13 protein-coding genes are annotated in these 15160 nt (G+C 60.2%); 9 read left to right on the top strand and 4 right to left on the bottom strand.

Going from position 1 to position 15160, the window contains the following annotated elements; translation table 11 throughout:
- Positions 1–831: 831 nt before the first annotated feature.
- Entirely contained in the window at positions 832–1191 is a 360-nt protein-coding gene (locus J1G18_RS16815) for a DUF6124 family protein (protein WP_210558896.1), read from the top strand.
- Positions 1192–1361: 170 nt separating this feature from the next.
- Here J1G18_RS16815 and J1G18_RS16810 read toward each other — a convergent pair whose 3' ends face one another.
- On the bottom strand, positions 1362–2081 hold the full coding sequence (locus tag J1G18_RS16810) for an SIMPL domain-containing protein (RefSeq protein ID WP_134785432.1): 720 nt from the start codon (positions 2079–2081) through the stop codon (positions 1362–1364).
- Positions 2082–2488: 407 nt separating this feature from the next.
- On the opposite strand from J1G18_RS16810, the gene J1G18_RS16805 reads away from it, so the two are divergent.
- Both J1G18_RS16805 and J1G18_RS16800 read left to right on the top strand, forming a co-directional pair.
- Entirely contained in the window at positions 2489–3751 is a 1263-nt protein-coding gene (locus J1G18_RS16805) for an ATP-binding protein (protein WP_027610820.1), read from the top strand.
- Positions 3744–4304, top strand: a complete 561-nt coding sequence (locus tag J1G18_RS16800; protein ID WP_003221630.1) for a response regulator transcription factor — start codon at positions 3744–3746, stop codon at positions 4302–4304. The genes J1G18_RS16805 and J1G18_RS16800 overlap by 8 nt, the downstream gene beginning before the upstream one ends.
- A gap of 71 nt (positions 4305–4375) precedes the next feature.
- Here J1G18_RS16800 and J1G18_RS16795 read toward each other — a convergent pair whose 3' ends face one another.
- Positions 4376–4702 carry a hypothetical protein gene (locus tag J1G18_RS16795; protein ID WP_134785433.1) on the bottom strand — a complete coding sequence of 109 codons (327 nt, stop codon included), beginning with the start codon at positions 4700–4702 and terminating at the stop codon, positions 4376–4378.
- A gap of 270 nt (positions 4703–4972) precedes the next feature.
- Here J1G18_RS16795 and J1G18_RS16790 point away from each other — a divergent pair, with 270 nt between their 5' ends.
- Both J1G18_RS16790 and J1G18_RS16785 read left to right on the top strand, forming a co-directional pair.
- The gene (locus tag J1G18_RS16790; RefSeq protein WP_134785434.1) at positions 4973–6700 is read left to right on the top strand and encodes an ABC transporter ATP-binding protein/permease; all 1728 of its coding nucleotides are present in this window, start codon (positions 4973–4975) and stop codon (positions 6698–6700) included.
- A gap of 191 nt (positions 6701–6891) precedes the next feature.
- Complete coding sequence (locus tag J1G18_RS16785) at positions 6892–7641, top strand: FadR/GntR family transcriptional regulator (RefSeq protein WP_177416188.1); 750 nt, start codon at positions 6892–6894, stop codon at positions 7639–7641.
- Between the two features lie 145 nt (positions 7642–7786).
- Here J1G18_RS16785 and J1G18_RS16780 read toward each other — a convergent pair whose 3' ends face one another.
- Together J1G18_RS16780 and J1G18_RS16775 are read right to left on the bottom strand one after the other, a co-directional pair.
- Positions 7787–7975, bottom strand: coding sequence for a hypothetical protein (locus tag J1G18_RS16780; protein WP_134785435.1), 189 nt, complete (start codon positions 7973–7975; stop codon positions 7787–7789).
- Positions 7972–9291: a phospholipase gene (locus J1G18_RS16775; RefSeq protein WP_223008103.1), complete on the bottom strand. Its 1320-nt coding sequence runs from the start codon at positions 9289–9291 to the stop codon at positions 7972–7974. Before J1G18_RS16775 ends, J1G18_RS16780 begins: the two co-directional genes overlap by 4 nt.
- A gap of 237 nt (positions 9292–9528) precedes the next feature.
- Between J1G18_RS16775 and kdgD the strand changes: the two genes are divergently transcribed.
- The 4 genes from kdgD to garD all read left to right on the top strand — a co-directional run bounded on the left by kdgD (position 9529) and on the right by garD (position 15025).
- On the top strand, positions 9529–10440 hold the full coding sequence (gene kdgD, locus J1G18_RS16770; protein WP_007981458.1) for a 5-dehydro-4-deoxyglucarate dehydratase: 912 nt from the start codon (positions 9529–9531) through the stop codon (positions 10438–10440).
- A gap of 60 nt (positions 10441–10500) precedes the next feature.
- Positions 10501–11946 carry an aldehyde dehydrogenase family protein gene (locus J1G18_RS16765; protein ID WP_134785437.1) on the top strand — a complete coding sequence of 482 codons (1446 nt, stop codon included), beginning with the start codon at positions 10501–10503 and terminating at the stop codon, positions 11944–11946.
- A gap of 149 nt (positions 11947–12095) precedes the next feature.
- The gene (locus J1G18_RS16760; RefSeq protein WP_027610828.1) at positions 12096–13460 is read left to right on the top strand and encodes an MFS transporter; all 1365 of its coding nucleotides are present in this window, start codon (positions 12096–12098) and stop codon (positions 13458–13460) included.
- Between the two features lie 11 nt (positions 13461–13471).
- The gene (gene garD, locus J1G18_RS16755) at positions 13472–15025 is read left to right on the top strand and encodes a galactarate dehydratase (protein ID WP_223008102.1); all 1554 of its coding nucleotides are present in this window, start codon (positions 13472–13474) and stop codon (positions 15023–15025) included.
- The last annotated feature ends 135 nt before the right edge of the window (positions 15026–15160 follow it).

Raw genomic sequence — 15160 nt, 5'->3', positions numbered from 1 at the left:
AACGGCGGCTTGGGGTTCCGCCCTTACGGCGGGTCACTTTTTCCAGACGCCGAAAAAGTAACCAAAAAGGCTTGCTCCTGCGTTCGGCCCGCTCGCTGGGGCTCGGGGTGCCTTCGCTGCGGGATCGATCCGGGCGCAGCGCCTCCGGTTTGCTTCGCTGCACCTCCTCTCGCTGTGTTTGGCTGCGCCAAACGGTCGCTGCGCTCCCACCCCCGGATCAATCCCTCCACTCAGTCTTCCGACGTCGCCTTACAGATCAAAAGCCGCAGCCGAGCTAACGCTCATCCTGTTGAGTGGTGAAAGCGGGGGGGCGGCTTTGGTTTTGTGGTGGATTTGCCCCTCATCGGAACGCCGCCCGCCCAGCCCTCTCCCGAGGGAGAGGGGGCCGATTTTTGGGCTTTTCAAAATTGGAGTTCGACTCGGTATTTCATGTCGGCGTAGCTCCCCCAAACACCTCGGTCAGTCCCCTCTCCCTCCGGGAGAGGGCTAGGGTGAGGGTTGGCTTTTGGCTGTTTAAATCTGTGTCAAATAACCAGAACCTTCCCACAAGGTTTTCAGGTTGTCCCTCGGACGCCAGCTCTCTAGCCTTGGGCTGTCGCTGAAAACTCAGCGATCGGGTGTGAGAACCCGCAGGAACTGTTAATCCACAATCAGTACCACCATAATTGCCGCCGGCATTTCTGCTGCTGCAATGTTCTATGGCGGCTGTGTGCGGGCGGGCTTCGGTCCGGCCGGGCTTGTTCCTACCGGTTTCTCACCCCGCACATTGCTGCCACCACTCCGCCGCGTGAGAAACGGCGAGTGAATGGCTTTTGATTAGGAACGCTATCAATGTCCAAGCCAGTCCCCGATCCACCCCCAGAAACAACCCCACTCACCGAAGCCCTCAACGCCGAAGACCTCGCAAAAAACCGCGAAGCGATCAAACGCGCCCTCGACTTCTACCTCAGCCCCGAAGCTACAAAACCGCGCCCCCCGAGTTCGATGTTCCTCGTCCATCCGGGCATCGACACGGAAAGCCTGCTGGCGCATGCCTGTGAATCCCTGGCCTCGGCCAACACCATGGCCAGCGATTTCGCCGATCAGCTCAGTCGTCCGCAGCGCAATACGGCGCTGGCGATTCAGCAGATCATCATGCTCGCTGAGCTGGCGGTGAATCGGGCGCTGGACCGGGTTGATCCGCAGGCTTGAGACCGCGTTATCGTTCATCGCGAGCAGGCTCACTCCTACAGGGGAACGCATTCCAAATTGTAGGAGTGAGCCTGCTCGCGATGGCGGCGGAACATTCACCACAAAATCCAGGCACAAAAAAACCGGCGATCATTCACTGATCGCCGGTTTTTCATTCAGCCCATATCAATTCACTGCATCAGCACTTCAATCGAGCCATCGGCGGTCAGGCTGACCTGGCTGGTGCCGGCTTCAACTTCTGGCGTGACCGGTGCCGAATCCGCCATGCCGGCGGCTTTCATCATCATCGGGGCGCGCATGTACGGTTGCGGGAAGCCATTGCTGTTGAGGTTCAGGTTGACGATTTTGTAGCCCTTGCCGCCCAGTGCATCGGTGGCCAGTTGCGCGCGGGCCTTGAAGGCGATGACGGCTTCTTTCAGCAACTTGTCCTCGCTGGCCTTGCGGGTCGGCTCGGCGATGGCGAAGTCCATGCCGCCCATTTTCAGGTCGGTCAGCAGTTCGCCGGTGAGTTTGGACAGGGCGGCGAAGTCGGCGCTTTCCAGGCGCAGTTCGGCGCGTTCACGCCAACCGGTGATTTTCTGGCCCTTGGTGTCGTAGATCGGGTAGCTGTTGCGGCTGCCCTGGCGCAGGGTGATGTCTTTGACTTGCTTGGCCTGGGCCAGTGCCTTGTTCATGGTGGTGCTGACGTCGGCGGCGAGTTTGGCCGGGTCGGTGTTTTGCGCTTCGGTGTAGAGCGTCACGATCATCAGGTCGCGGGCCACTTCCTGGCTGACTTCGGCGCGCAGGGAGATCTGGTTGTAGTGCAGCTCATCGGCGGCCAGCGCCGGAAGGCTGGCGATGCTGCCGACGGTCAGGGCGAGAAGGGCGGCGCTGCGGCGAAAGGTGTGCATGAAAGCTCCTTGATGAGGGCGCAGGTGCTGGATCGGGGGGCCTGCGTGAAACCATCAGACTCTAGCTTTTATGCTCCGGTTCGCCCAGTTACAACTTCTATACAGATGTCCGCAAGTTGAAAGCACTCTGTGGTGAGGGGATTTATCCCCGATGGGTGGCGAAGCCGCCCAAATGCTGCAACTAGATTTATTTCAGGAGAATGGGGGCGCAGGTTTTACGACTGCTGCGCAGCCGATCGGGGATGAATCCCCTCACCACAGTTGATCTCTTCATGCCTCGGAATTTCGTGTGAGGTAGCCGATTTTTCTGGTAGCGCCATGTGGTCATTTGCCGCACTTTCGCCTCTCAAAGGCGCGGCTTGGTTATACTCCGTGCGATCCGCCTGGAGCGCTCATCAGGAGAGCTCATGCTCGCCCCCGTACAACTGACTTCCGCCACTCGCCAGAACCTCTGGCGGCTGACCTTCATTCGCACCCTGGTGCTCGCCGCGCAGGCCGGTTCCGTCGGCCTGGCCTACTGGCTGCAACTGCTGCCGTTGCCGTGGGTGCAACTGGCGATGACCCTCGGCTGCTCGATTCTGCTGTGCGTGTTCACCGCCGTGCGCCTGCGTACTTCATGGCCGGTGACTGAACTCGAATACGCCCTGCAACTGGCCTGCGATCTGGTGATCCACAGTGCGTTGCTGTATTTCTCCGGCGGTTCGACCAACCCGTTCGTTTCCTACTATCTGGTGCCGCTGACCATCGCGGCGGTGACGCTGCCGTGGCGTTATTCGGTGATTCTGTCGGGTATCGCGCTGGCGCTGTACACCGTGATGCTCACGCGTTTCTACCCGTTGGAAACTCTGCCGGTGGCCCGCGAGAACCTGCAGATCTACGGCATGTGGCTGAGCTTCGCGCTGGCGGCTGCGGTCATCACGTTTTTCGCTGCGCGCATGGCTGAAGAGCTGCGTCGTCAGGAAGAGTTGCGGGCGATTCGCCGCGAAGAAGGCCTGCGCGATCAGCAATTGCTCGCCGTCGCCACTCAGGCGGCCGGCGCCGCGCATGAACTCGGCACGCCGCTGGCGACCATGAGTGTGTTGCTCAAGGAAATGCAGCAGGATCATCCCGACGCGATGCTGCAGGACGACCTCAAGGTGCTGCAGGACCAGGTCAAACTCTGCAAAGAAACCCTGCAGCAACTGGTGCGCGCCGCCGAAGCCAACCGTCGTATGGCCGTGGAGATGCAGGACGTCACCCAATGGCTCGACGAAGCGCTGAACCGCTGGCACCTGATGCGTCCGGAAGCCAGTTACCGTTTCCAGCGTCTCGGCCAGGGCACGGTGCCGCGCATGGCGCCGCCGCCGGACCTGACCCAGGCGCTGCTCAACCTGCTGAACAATGCCGCCGACGCTTGCCCGGAAAATCTTCAGGTGACGCTGGACTGGGACGCGGAAACCGTGACCATCAGCATTCGTGACCACGGCGCCGGTGTGCCGCTGGCCATCGCCGAGCAGATCGGCAAACCGTTTTTTACCACCAAGGGCAAAGGTTTCGGCCTGGGCCTGTTTTTGAGCAAGGCCAGCGTGACACGCGCCGGCGGCTCAGTGAAACTCTATAGTCATGAGGAAGGCGGCACGCTCACCGAGCTGCGCCTGCCCCACGGCGCCCGAGGAGACCAACATGAGTGACGAAATCCAAGTCGAAGGCGAAGAACTGCCGCATTTGCTGCTGGTCGACGACGACGCAACGTTCACCCGAGTAATGGCCCGTGCCATGGCTCGTCGTGGCTTTCGCGTCAGCACCGCCGGTTCCGCCGAAGAAGGCCTGACCATCGCCCAGGCCGACCTGCCGGACTACGCCGCGCTGGACCTGAAAATGGACGGCGACTCCGGCCTGGTGCTGCTGCCCAAGCTGCTGGAGCTGGACCCGGAAATGCGCGTGGTGATCCTCACCGGTTATTCGAGCATTGCTACCGCGGTCGAAGCGATCAAGCGCGGCGCCTGCAACTACCTGTGCAAACCGGCCGACGCCGATGACGTACTGGCCGCGCTGCTCTCCGAGCACGCCGACCTCGACAGTCTGGTGCCGGAAAACCCGATGTCGGTTGACCGTCTGCAATGGGAGCACATCCAGCGTGTGCTGACCGAACACGAAGGCAACATTTCCGCCACTGCCCGCGCCCTGGGCATGCACCGCCGCACCCTGCAGCGCAAGCTGCAGAAGCGCCCGGTTCGTCGTTGAGAGGTTTTCTGGCCGAATGAGCTGGATTGAATGAAACAGGCGCTACCCTGCATTCGGGTAGCGCCTTGGGTTCAATCTACAACCGTGAAGAATGTTTTTGGCGATGAGTATTGTTTTTCACCCAGTGTCGCTTTGCATTGCGCGTAGAGATCCAGCCCCAACCAGCTTTCCAAGGTAGCTTTTGATACCGGGAGAATAAGCTCGTTGTTTTTACCGCCTTTCTGTTCGGATTTCTTTCCGGAGGCATAACCGATCCAGGCAGCATCGATATGAACCTCGGAGTTTTTGGACCCGAATGTGAATGTAGTTCCCGAATCCCCGAGCTTGCTGATAGACAGTTTGCCATTCCTGATCGAATCGCTGGTTGGAGCATTAAGCGGGTTTTCTTCTTTGTTCATGACCAATTCCTTTCGTTGTCAGAGGGGTAAGCTGCTCTCCTGATTCACAGCGAATTCCTTGCAGGAGGCCAGCCCAGTTGATCAGCCTGAATAGCCCCCCTCTACTGTCAACTCTGACAGTCCCGATGAACGGTACGTGCGCTCGCTGCGATACTGAAACCCCCATCAATCTGAACAATCCCTGAATGAGCCAGTCCCACTCTGGCGATAAAACGAACCGATCAACTATGATCGGTGCGTGTCTGTTCTTTTCTTTATCGAGCCTTTTCCATGAATCAGAACGCTGAATATTCCGCGGTCAACGATGCTGTGCGCGGGCAGTTTTTTCGCAAGGTGTGGGCGATCATCACGCCCTACTGGCGCAGTGAAGAGAAGGGCAAGGCCTGGACGCTGCTGATTGCGGTGATCGCGCTCTCGCTGCTGAGCGTGGGCATCTCGGTGTGGTTCAACACCTGGTACAAGGACTTCTACAACGCCCTGCAAAAGAAGGATGAAGCGGCGTTCTGGCGCTTGATTCTGTATTTTTGCGGCATTGCGGCCGTGGCGATTGTCGGTGCCGTGTACCGGCTGTATCTGACCCAGATGCTGACGATTCGCTGGCGGGCCTGGCTCACCGAAAAGCATTTCTCCCGTTGGCTTGCCGACAAGAATTACTACCAGCTGGAGCAGGGCGGTTACACCGATAACCCGGACCAGCGGATTTCAGAAGACCTCAACAAGTTCACCGCCACCACCTTAAGCCTGGGTATTGGCTTGCTGAGCAATGTCGTCAGTCTGGTGTCTTTTTCGATCATCCTCTGGGGTGTATCGGGCAGCATCGAAGTGTTCGGGGTTACGATTCCCGGTTACATGTTCTGGTGTGTGCTGATTTACGCAGGGGTGGGTAGTTGGCTGACGCATTTGATCGGTCGGCGCTTGATCGGCCTGAACAACAGACAACAGCGTTTCGAGGCTGACCTGCGTTTCTCCATGGTTCGAATTCGTGAGAATGCCGAGAGCATCGCGTTGTACAACGGCGAGCCGAACGAGAACCGCCGGCTGAGCAGCCGTTTCGGTCTGGTCTGGCACAACTTCTGGGACATCATGAAAGTGTCCAAACGACTGACCTTCTTTACCGCCGGCTACAGCCAAGCAGCCGTGATCTTTCCGTTTATCGTTGCGGCGCCGCGTTACTTCGCCGGCAAGATCGAGCTGGGTGAACTGATGCAAATCAGCTCGGCATTCGGCAACGTCCAGGAGAGTTTCAGCTGGTTCATCAGCGCCTATCAAGAGCTGGCCTCGTGGCGCGCCACCTGTGATCGTCTGCTGAGTTTCCGTCAGGCCATGACCGATAACGAACAGCGTACGCCGGCCATCGACGTGCAGAATCAGGGCAGTGAATTGCAAGTGCACAACCTCGGTCTGGACTTGGCTGATGGTCGTCATCTGCTGACCAGCGCCGACATGACAGTCGAGCCGGGTGAGCGGGTGATGCTCAGCGGCCGATCCGGCAGCGGCAAGTCGACGTTGCTGCGGGCGATGGGGCATCTGTGGCCGGCGGGCCACGGCAACATCCGGCTGCCGGCGGCGCGTTACCTGTTCCTGCCGCAGAAACCGTACCTGCCGATCGGCACCTTGCGCGAGGCCTTGAGTTATCCACAGCCGGGCGATACCTATGCGCCGGAGCGCTACGCCGAGGTGCTGGAAACTTGCCGACTGCCGCATCTGGTTGCGCGTCTGGACGAAGCCAATCACTGGCAGCGCATGCTGTCGCCGGGTGAGCAGCAACGCCTGGCTTTCGCCCGTGCCATGCTTTACGCACCGCAATGGCTGTACATGGACGAAGCGACGTCGGCGATGGATGAAGAGGATGAGGCAACGTTGTATCAGGCGCTGATCGATCAGTTGCCGGGCCTGAGCATCGTCAGCGTCGGCCACCGCAGCAGCCTGAAGCGTTTCCACCCTAGACATGTGCGGATCGACAGCGGGCATCTGGTGGAGCAGGCCGTGACCGCTTGATCACCACAACCCCCTGTGGGAGCGGGCTTGCTCGCGAAGGCGTCTCTTCAGTCGACAAATCGGTTGCCTGACACACCGCCTTCGCGAGCAAGCCCGCTCCCACATGGGGTAATGTGAGGCGGGATGTGATCGTACAACCCGCCTGCGCTATGATGCCCACCAAGCCGAATTTTCGAGACCAGACGTTGACCATGGAAAACCCGATCGACACTCCACGCCTCCCACGCAAGCGCCGCAGCCTGGCTCAGGAGCTGGTGACGGTGCTGACCGAGCAGATCCGCGACGGTCTGCTCAAGCGCGGCGACAAATTGCCCACCGAGTCGGCGATCATGCAGGAGCACGGCGTCAGCCGCACCGTGGTGCGCGAGGCGATCTCCCGTTTGCAGGCCGCCGGCCAGGTGGAAACCCGCCACGGCATCGGCACCTTTGTGCTCGACACGCCGAGCCCCAGCGGTTTCCGCATCGACCCGGCCACGGTCGTCACCCTGCGTGACGTGCTGGCGATTCTCGAATTGCGCATCAGCCTGGAAGTGGAGTCCGCCGGCCTCGCCGCGCAACGCCGCAGCTCCGAACAACTGGCGACCATGCGCGCCGCCCTCGATGCGCTGAACGACAGCGTGGCCCACGCCAGCGATGCGGTGGCCTCGGACTTCGCCTTCCACCTGGAAATCGCCCTGTCCACCGGCAACCGCTACTTCACAGACATCATGACCCACCTGGGTACCAGCATCATTCCGCGTACGCGGCTGAATTCGGCGCGCCTGGCCCATGATGATCAGCAGCACTACATGAATCGTCTGAGCCGTGAGCACGAAGAGATTTATGACGCAATTGCCCGCCAGGATTCCGATGCGGCGCGGGCGGCCATGCGTCTGCACTTGACCAACAGCCGCGAAAGACTGCGCCAGGCTCATGAAGAGGCGCAGGCGCAGCGCGGATGAGTTTGCAGGTTTGATTCATGTGTTGATTGATCTACCGCTTTCGCGAGCAAGCCCGCTCCCACCCTGGATTTTCGGCAAGCCCGGACTTTGAGTTCAGCCGAGATCCATTGTGGGAGCGGGCTTGCTCGCGAAGGGGCCCGTGAATTCAGCGCGGCAATATCGAGCGATCCACCCTCACTGCCAGTTGCGCTTGCCCCGGCTTGGCAGCAAACGCCACCTCGCCTGATTGATCCACAATACCCCGCGCAATCGGCTTGCCATCTGCCAGCAACTCCAGCGGTGCACCTTGCAGCGACTGTCCCGACGCCAGTTCCAGTTTCAATCTGATCGTCATGCCCATTCTCCTTGATTGACGTTGCCGCTCGGGTGGTAGTCCTTGAGCAGCAGGTAGGTGCTCCAGCCCCACCAGTTGTCGACGGTGGCGGTGTCGTTGAGGTTGTTCACATCTTTGCGGCGCAAGACTTTGCCGCCCTCGACGCGGAACAGCGGCGCGAAGTTATTGGAAATATTCAGCACCGCCGTCAGGTCGGGCACGCGTTGCAGTGCGGCGAATGTGGACGGGGCGGGCAGCGTGCCGCTCAAGTAAGCGGCAAACACCTCATCCGCCGAGGCCTGCACCGCCAGATTGACCTGGGTGCGGTTGTCCGCGTCGCTGGCTTCGAAGTAGCGCTTGTCGCCGTACGCGCGCCATTGATCGCCATGGGCGTTGCGCACCTTGAGGCCGAATTTGCTGTCCTCGTCGTGCATGAAACGGGTGATCAGTGAACCCAGATCGCTCGGGGTCACCACTGCGGCAAGCTCCTTGCGCGGTACTCGCAAGTGGCCGGATGAGAACAGGTCAGTGAGGAAGTGGTCGGCAAACGCGTTCATCGCGTAGGCGCGCTCCAGTTGCTGTCTATCCTGACTGGCGCGGGCGGCGATGGCGGTTTGCAGGGCGGCGGTGTGACCGGCGATATAGGCCAGTCTCGCCCATTCGCCGAAGTGGTCGGCGTTGTTCGCCGCCAGTTTCAGATAACGCCCGAGCGGGATCAGCGCGGAGACGAAACTGCCGCCACCGGTGATCTTGTTCCACTCTTCGGACAACGTATCTCCCAGTGCGTCGTAGGCTTCGTGCGCCGGTTTACCGTCCTGGATCGCTTGTTTAACCGCGTCGATCTCTTTTTGCATGACCGCGAGAATCTGCGTGGCCTCGGCGCGCGAGGCCGGCAGTGCTGCGAGGGAGTCGAAGGCGGCATTGAACCGGTTCAGGCGATCGGCCGGTGTCGCACCTTCGTTGATCGGTCGATCAACCACGCCGTAGAAATCACCGCCCAGCGCCAGCACCTGACCGTAGGTCAGCGCGAGGCCGTTGGGCAGGTGCAAGGGCACGTTTTGCGCGCGGATCGGTTCAGCGTTTTCAGCAAGGCGCAGCAGGGTGTTGTCGCCGATGGCCGTGTGTTCGCCACCTTCGAAGCGCAGTTTAGGCTTGCCTTTGAGGGTGTTGCCGGGCAGGGCGCTTAGCGGTTCGACATCGCTGTGGGCGTCGGCGATGTGCAACACCAGATGCGGATTGTCGGCGCTGAAGTGGATGCCGTTTTCCGTGAAAAGATCATCGAAACGAGCGATCAGCGGTTTGGGTCTTTCCTGTGGATTTGGGTGCGGTTCGGACATTTCTTGCTCCTTGATATGTCGTCGGTGGATTTATTTTTAGCTGTATGGATATACAGTTAAATCGAGCCTAGCCCAGATTTTTCCTACGTCAAGAACGAATCTTGTCCGACAAAAAGTGTGAGGCGACGATGAAATGCAGTTGACGGTTGTCTTTTAAGTTGTACGATGACCTACAACTTCAGCGCTGGCTGAACCATAAAACTCACAAAAAATGTTGCTACCCAGGGTGTTCGAAAAATGAATCCACAAGAACTGAAGTCCATCCTCTCCGCCGGTCTGCTGTCGTTCCCGGTCACCGATTTCAATGCCCAGGGCGATTTCAACCGCGCTGGCTACATCAAACGTCTGGAATGGCTGGCCCCGTACGGCGCGTCGGCACTGTTCGCCGCCGGCGGCACCGGTGAGTTCTTCTCCCTGGCAGCCAGCGAATACTCGGAAATCATCAAGACCGCGGTCGATACCTGCGCCACCAGCGTGCCGATTCTGGCCGGTGTCGGCGGCTCGACCCGTCAAGCCATCGAGTACGCCCAGGAAGCCGAGCGTCTGGGCGCCAAAGGTCTGTTGCTGCTGCCGCATTACCTGACCGAAGCCAGCCAGGACGGCGTTGCCGCCCACGTTGAAGCGGTGTGCAAATCGGTGAACATCGGCGTGGTGGTCTACAACCGCAACGTCTGCCGCCTGACCGCGCCACTGCTGGAACGTCTGGCCGAGCGTTGCCCGAACCTGATCGGCTACAAGGACGGTCTGGGCGATATCGAGTTGATGGTGTCGATCCGTCGCCGCCTCGGTGATCGCTTCAGCTACCTCGGCGGCCTGCCGACCGCTGAAGTCTATGCCGCCGCCTACAAGGCGCTGGGCGTGCCTGTTTACTCGTCGGCGGTGTTCAACTTCATCCCGAAAACCGCGATGGATTTCTACCACGCGATTGCTCGCGAAGATCACGCCACCGTCGGCAAGATCATCGACGACTTCTTCCTGCCGTACCTCGACATCCGCAACCGCAAAGCCGGTTATGCCGTGAGCATCGTCAAGGCAGGCGCCAAGATCGCCGGCTATGACGCAGGCCCGGTGCGCGCACCGCTGACCGACCTGACCGGCGAAGAGTACGAAATGCTCGCTGCGCTGATCGACAAGCAAGGCGCGCAATAAACACCGACCCACAAGGCCGCTGAGCAATCAGCGGCTTTTGCGTAGAGAGGAGAATTTTCTGTGGCTGATTCCAAGCGTTACGACAACTACATCAACGGTGAATGGGTCGCCGGTGCCGACTACTCGGCCAACATCAACCCGTCCGAGTTGAGCGACACCATCGGCGATTACGCCAAGGCTGACCTGACTCAGGTTAACGCCGCTATCGATGCGGCCCGCACCGCGTTCCCGGCGTGGTCGACTTCGGGCATTCAGGCCCGTCACGATGCTCTGGATAAAGTCGGCACGGAAATCCTCGCCCGTCGCGAAGAACTCGGCACCCTGCTGGCCCGGGAAGAGGGCAAGACCCTGCCCGAAGCCATCGGCGAAGTGACCCGCGCCGGCAATATTTTCAAGTTTTTCGCCGGTGAATGCCTGCGTCTGTCCGGCGATTACGTGCCGTCGGTGCGCCCGGGCGTCAACGTTGAAGTGACCCGCGAAGCCCTCGGCGTGGTCGGTCTGATCACCCCGTGGAACTTCCCGATTGCCATCCCGGCATGGAAGATTGCTCCGGCATTGGCCTACGGCAACTGCGTGGTGCTGAAACCTGCGGATCTGGTGCCGGGTTGTGCCTGGGCGCTGGCGGAAATTATCTCCCGTGCAGGCTTCCCGGCCGGCGTGTTCAACCTGGTGATGGGCAGCGGTCGAGTGGTCGGCGAAGCGCTGGTCAACAGCCCGAAAGTCGATGGCATCAGCTTTACCGGTTCGGTGGGCGTGGGTCGGCAGATCGCTGTTAATTGCGTGTCGCGCCAGGCCAAGGTGCAGCTGGAAATGGGCGGCAAGAACCCGCAGATCATTCTCGACGACGCCGACCTCAAACAAGCGGTCGAGCTCTCGGTGCAGAGCGCGTTCTATTCCACCGGCCAGCGTTGCACGGCGTCGAGCCGCCTGATCGTCACCGCCGGGATTCACGACAAATTCGTCGAGGCCATGGCCGAGCGCATGCAGTCGATCAAGGTCGGCCACGCGCTGAAATCCGGCACCGACATCGGTCCGGTGGTCTCCCAGGCGCAGCTGGAACAGGACATGAAGTACATCGACATCGGCCAGTCCGAAGGTGCACGTCTGGTCAGCGGCGGTGGTCTGGTGACCTGCGACACCGAAGGCTACTTCCTCGCGCCAACGCTGTTTGCCGACAGCGAGGCGTCGATGCGCATCAGCCGTGAAGAGATCTTCGGCCCGGTGGCCAACGTCGTTCGCGTGGCTGATTACGAGGCGGCGCTGGCGATGGCCAACGACACCGAGTTCGGTCTGTCGGCTGGTATCGCCACCACGTCGCTGAAGTACGCCAACCACTTCAAGCGCCATTCGCAGGCGGGGATGGTGATGGTCAACCTGCCGACCGCCGGTGTCGATTACCACGTTCCGTTCGGTGGCCGTAAGGGTTCATCCTATGGCTCACGTGAGCAAGGCCGCTATGCGCAAGAGTTCTACACCGTAGTGAAAACCGCCTACATCGGTTCCTGATACAGCAATACCCCTGTAGGAGCTGCCGAAGGCTGCGATCTTTGCTTTTGAAGATCAAAAGATCGCAGCCTTCGGCAACTCCTACAGGGAATACATGCAGCACAACAGATTCACCCGCGCATAAAAATAATCAGTGGGAGTACATCTACATGCAATCGTCCAAGCCGACTCACGTCCGCTATTTGATCCTGCTCATGCTGTTCCTGGTGACCACGATCAACTACGCCGACCGCGCGACCATCGCCATCGCCGGTTCCAGCCTGCAAAAAGACCTCGGCATCGACGCGGTCACCCTCGGCTACATCTTCTCCGCTTTCGGTTGGGCCTATGTTGCCGGGCAGATTCCCGGTGGCTGGCTGCTCGATCGCTTCGGCTCGAAAAAAGTCTATGCCCTGAGCATTTTCACCTGGTCGCTGTTCACCGTGCTGCAAGGCTTTGTCGGTGAATTCGGCATGTCCACGGCGATCGTTGCGCTGTTCATGCTGCGCTTTCTGGTGGGCCTGGCCGAGGCGCCATCCTTTCCCGGCAACGCGCGCATTGTCGCGGCCTGGTTCCCGACTGCGGAACGCGGTACCGCCTCGGCGATCTTCAACTCGGCGCAATACTTCGCCACCGTGCTGTTCGCACCGCTGATGGGCTGGATCGTGTATCGCTTCGGCTGGGAGCACGTGTTCATCGTCATGGGCATCCTCGGTATCATCTTCTCGCTGGTCTGGCTCAAGGTTATCCACAGCCCGCGTCAACATCCGCTGGCCAACGAAGCCGAAGTGCAGTTCATCGCCGACAACGGCGGCATGGTCGACATGGACGTCAAGCAAGGCAAAAAATCCGACGGTCCGAAGTGGGATTACATCCGTCAGTTGCTGACCAACCGCATGATGCTCGGTGTATATCTGGGTCAGTACTGCATCAACGGCATCACCTATTTCTTCCTGACCTGGTTCCCGGTGTACCTGGTGCAGGAGCGCGGCATGACTATTCTCAAAGCCGGTTTCATTGCCTCGCTGCCGGCGATCTGCGGTTTCATCGGTGGCGTGCTTGGCGGGGTGATTTCCGATTACTTGCTGCGCAAAGGGCATTCGCTGACCTTCGCCCGCAAGGCACCGATCATCGCCGGTCTGCTGGTATCCAGCAGCATCGTCGCCTGCAACTATGTTGATGTGGAATGGATGGTGGTCGGCTTCATGGCCTTGGCATTCTTCGGCAAAGGCGTGGGCGCGTTGGGCTGGGCAGTGGTGTCCGACACCTCGCCGAAACAGATCGCCGGTTTGAGCGGTGGCCTGTTCAACACCTTTGGCAACATCGCCTCGATTACCACGCCGATCGTGATTGGCTACATCATCAGCTCCACCGGTTCGTTCAAGTGGGCGCTGGTGTTCGTCGGTGCCAACGCACTGGTCGCGGTGTTCAGCTACCTGGTGATCGTCGGCCCGATCAAACGTGTGGTGCTCAAAGAGCCGCCAACCAACGGTGGTTCTGAAATCACCGGCAAATTGTCTCAAGCGCATTCCTGAGGAGCGGCGTCATGCAGTTGATTGAACATTCCGACTCGCCGCGCTACATCCGCCTGCACGAGCGGGACAACGTAGTGATTGTGGTCAACGACCAGGGCGTACCGGCCGGCACCGAGTTCCCGGACGGTCTGGTGACCGTGGATTTTGTGCCGCAGAGCCACAAGGTCACCCTCGAGGACATTCCCGAGGGCGGCCAGGTGATTCGCTACGGCCAGACCATCGGCTACGCGTTGCAGCCGATCCCGCGTGGCAGCTGGGTCAAGGAAGATCAACTGCGCATGCCGACCGCGCCGCCGCTGGACAGCCTGCCGCTGTCCACCGAGGTGCCTGCCGCGCAGGCCCCGCTGGAAGGCTTCACGTTCGAGGGTTATCGCAACGCCGACGGCACCGTCGGCACGCGCAATATTCTCGGGATCACCACCACGGTGCAGTGCGTGACCGGCGTGCTCGATCACGCGGTGAAACGCATCAAGGACGAGTTGCTGCCGAAATATCCGCATGTCGATGACGTGGTGGCGCTGACCCACAGTTACGGCTGCGGCGTGGCGATCACCGCCACTGACGCCTATATACCGATCCGCACCGTGCGCAATCTGGCGCGCAACCCGAACCTGGGTGGTGAAGCGCTGGTGATCAGTCTGGGCTGCGAGAAATTGCAGGCCGGGCAGGTGATGCACGAGGACGATGCCTCGGTCGATCTCAGCGAGGCATGGCTGTATCGCCTGCAGGATTCCAGTCACGGTTTCACCGAGATGATCGAGCAGATCATGGCGCTGGCCGAAGTCCGTTTGAAGAAGCTCGACCAGCGCCGCCGCGAAACCGTGCCGGCCTCCGAGCTGATCCTCGGCATGCAGTGCGGCGGCAGCGATGCGTTCTCCGGCATCACCGCCAACCCGGCGCTGGGTTATGCCTCGGACTTGCTGCTGCGCGCAGGGGCGACGGTGATGTTTTCCGAAGTCACCGAAGTGCGCGATGCGATTTATCTGCTGACTTCCCGTGCCGAAACCAAAACCCTGGCGCAGGAACTGGTGCGTGAGATGGACTGGTACGACCGCTATCTGGCCAAGGGCGAAGCGGATCGCAGTGCCAACACTACACCGGGCAACAAGAAGGGTGGGTTGTCGAACATTGTCGAGAAGTCGCTAGGTTCGATCGTCAAATCCGGTAGCAGCGCGATCAATGGCGTGCTCGGCCCGGGCGAGCGTTTCAAGCAGAAGGGTTTGATTTTCTGCGCCACGCCGGCGAGTGATTTTGTCTGCGGCACCTTGCAGTTGGCAGCGGGGATGAACCTGCATGTGTTCACCACTGGGCGGGGTACGCCGTATGGTTTGGCGATGGCGCCGGTGGTCAAGGTCTCGACGCGTACGGAATTGGCGCAGCGCTGGCCGGACCTGATTGACATCGATGCCGGTCGGATTGCCACCGGGCGCGCGACCATCGAGGAATTGGGCTGGGAGTTGTTCCACTACTACCTGGATGTGGCGAGCGGCAAGCAGCAGACGTGGGCGGAGAAGCACAAGCTGCATAACGACATCACCCTGTTCAATCCGGCGCCGATTACCTGATGGTTTGTGAGGCAAAAGCTACCCTCACCCCAACCCTCTCCCGGTGTATGTACCGGAGACATGGTGGACAGGTGTTCGGAGACATGGTGGACACTTTTTAATAGACACATTGCTCATCGCCAAGGAGATGACCTG

Origin of the sequence: Pseudomonas sp. MIS38 (assembly GCF_019891575.1) — a bacterium.
GTDB lineage: Bacteria > Pseudomonadota > Gammaproteobacteria > Pseudomonadales > Pseudomonadaceae > Aquipseudomonas > Aquipseudomonas putida_A.
This window is presented reverse-complemented; position numbering and strand designations above follow the sequence as displayed.

What these genes read in the sequence shown, in the direction of transcription:
- J1G18_RS16780 (WP_134785435.1), bottom strand. Translation starts at nt 7,975, where the DNA reads ATGACGATCAGATTGAAACTGGAACTGGCGTCGGGACAGTCGCTGCAA.
- J1G18_RS16805 (WP_027610820.1), top strand. Translation starts at nt 2,489, where the DNA reads ATGCTCGCCCCCGTACAACTGACTTCCGCCACTCGCCAGAACCTCTGG.
- garD (WP_223008102.1), top strand. Translation starts at nt 13,472, where the DNA reads ATGCAGTTGATTGAACATTCCGACTCGCCGCGCTACATCCGCCTGCAC.
- J1G18_RS16795 (WP_134785433.1), bottom strand. Translation starts at nt 4,702, where the DNA reads ATGAACAAAGAAGAAAACCCGCTTAATGCTCCAACCAGCGATTCGATC.
- J1G18_RS16810 (WP_134785432.1), bottom strand. Translation starts at nt 2,081, where the DNA reads ATGCACACCTTTCGCCGCAGCGCCGCCCTTCTCGCCCTGACCGTCGGC.
- kdgD (WP_007981458.1), top strand. Translation starts at nt 9,529, where the DNA reads ATGAATCCACAAGAACTGAAGTCCATCCTCTCCGCCGGTCTGCTGTCG.
- J1G18_RS16785 (WP_177416188.1), top strand. Translation starts at nt 6,892, where the DNA reads ATGGAAAACCCGATCGACACTCCACGCCTCCCACGCAAGCGCCGCAGC.
- J1G18_RS16815 (WP_210558896.1), top strand. Translation starts at nt 832, where the DNA reads ATGTCCAAGCCAGTCCCCGATCCACCCCCAGAAACAACCCCACTCACC.
- J1G18_RS16790 (WP_134785434.1), top strand. Translation starts at nt 4,973, where the DNA reads ATGAATCAGAACGCTGAATATTCCGCGGTCAACGATGCTGTGCGCGGG.
- J1G18_RS16800 (WP_003221630.1), top strand. Translation starts at nt 3,744, where the DNA reads ATGAGTGACGAAATCCAAGTCGAAGGCGAAGAACTGCCGCATTTGCTG.
- J1G18_RS16775 (WP_223008103.1), bottom strand. Translation starts at nt 9,291, where the DNA reads ATGTCCGAACCGCACCCAAATCCACAGGAAAGACCCAAACCGCTGATC.
- J1G18_RS16760 (WP_027610828.1), top strand. Translation starts at nt 12,096, where the DNA reads ATGCAATCGTCCAAGCCGACTCACGTCCGCTATTTGATCCTGCTCATG.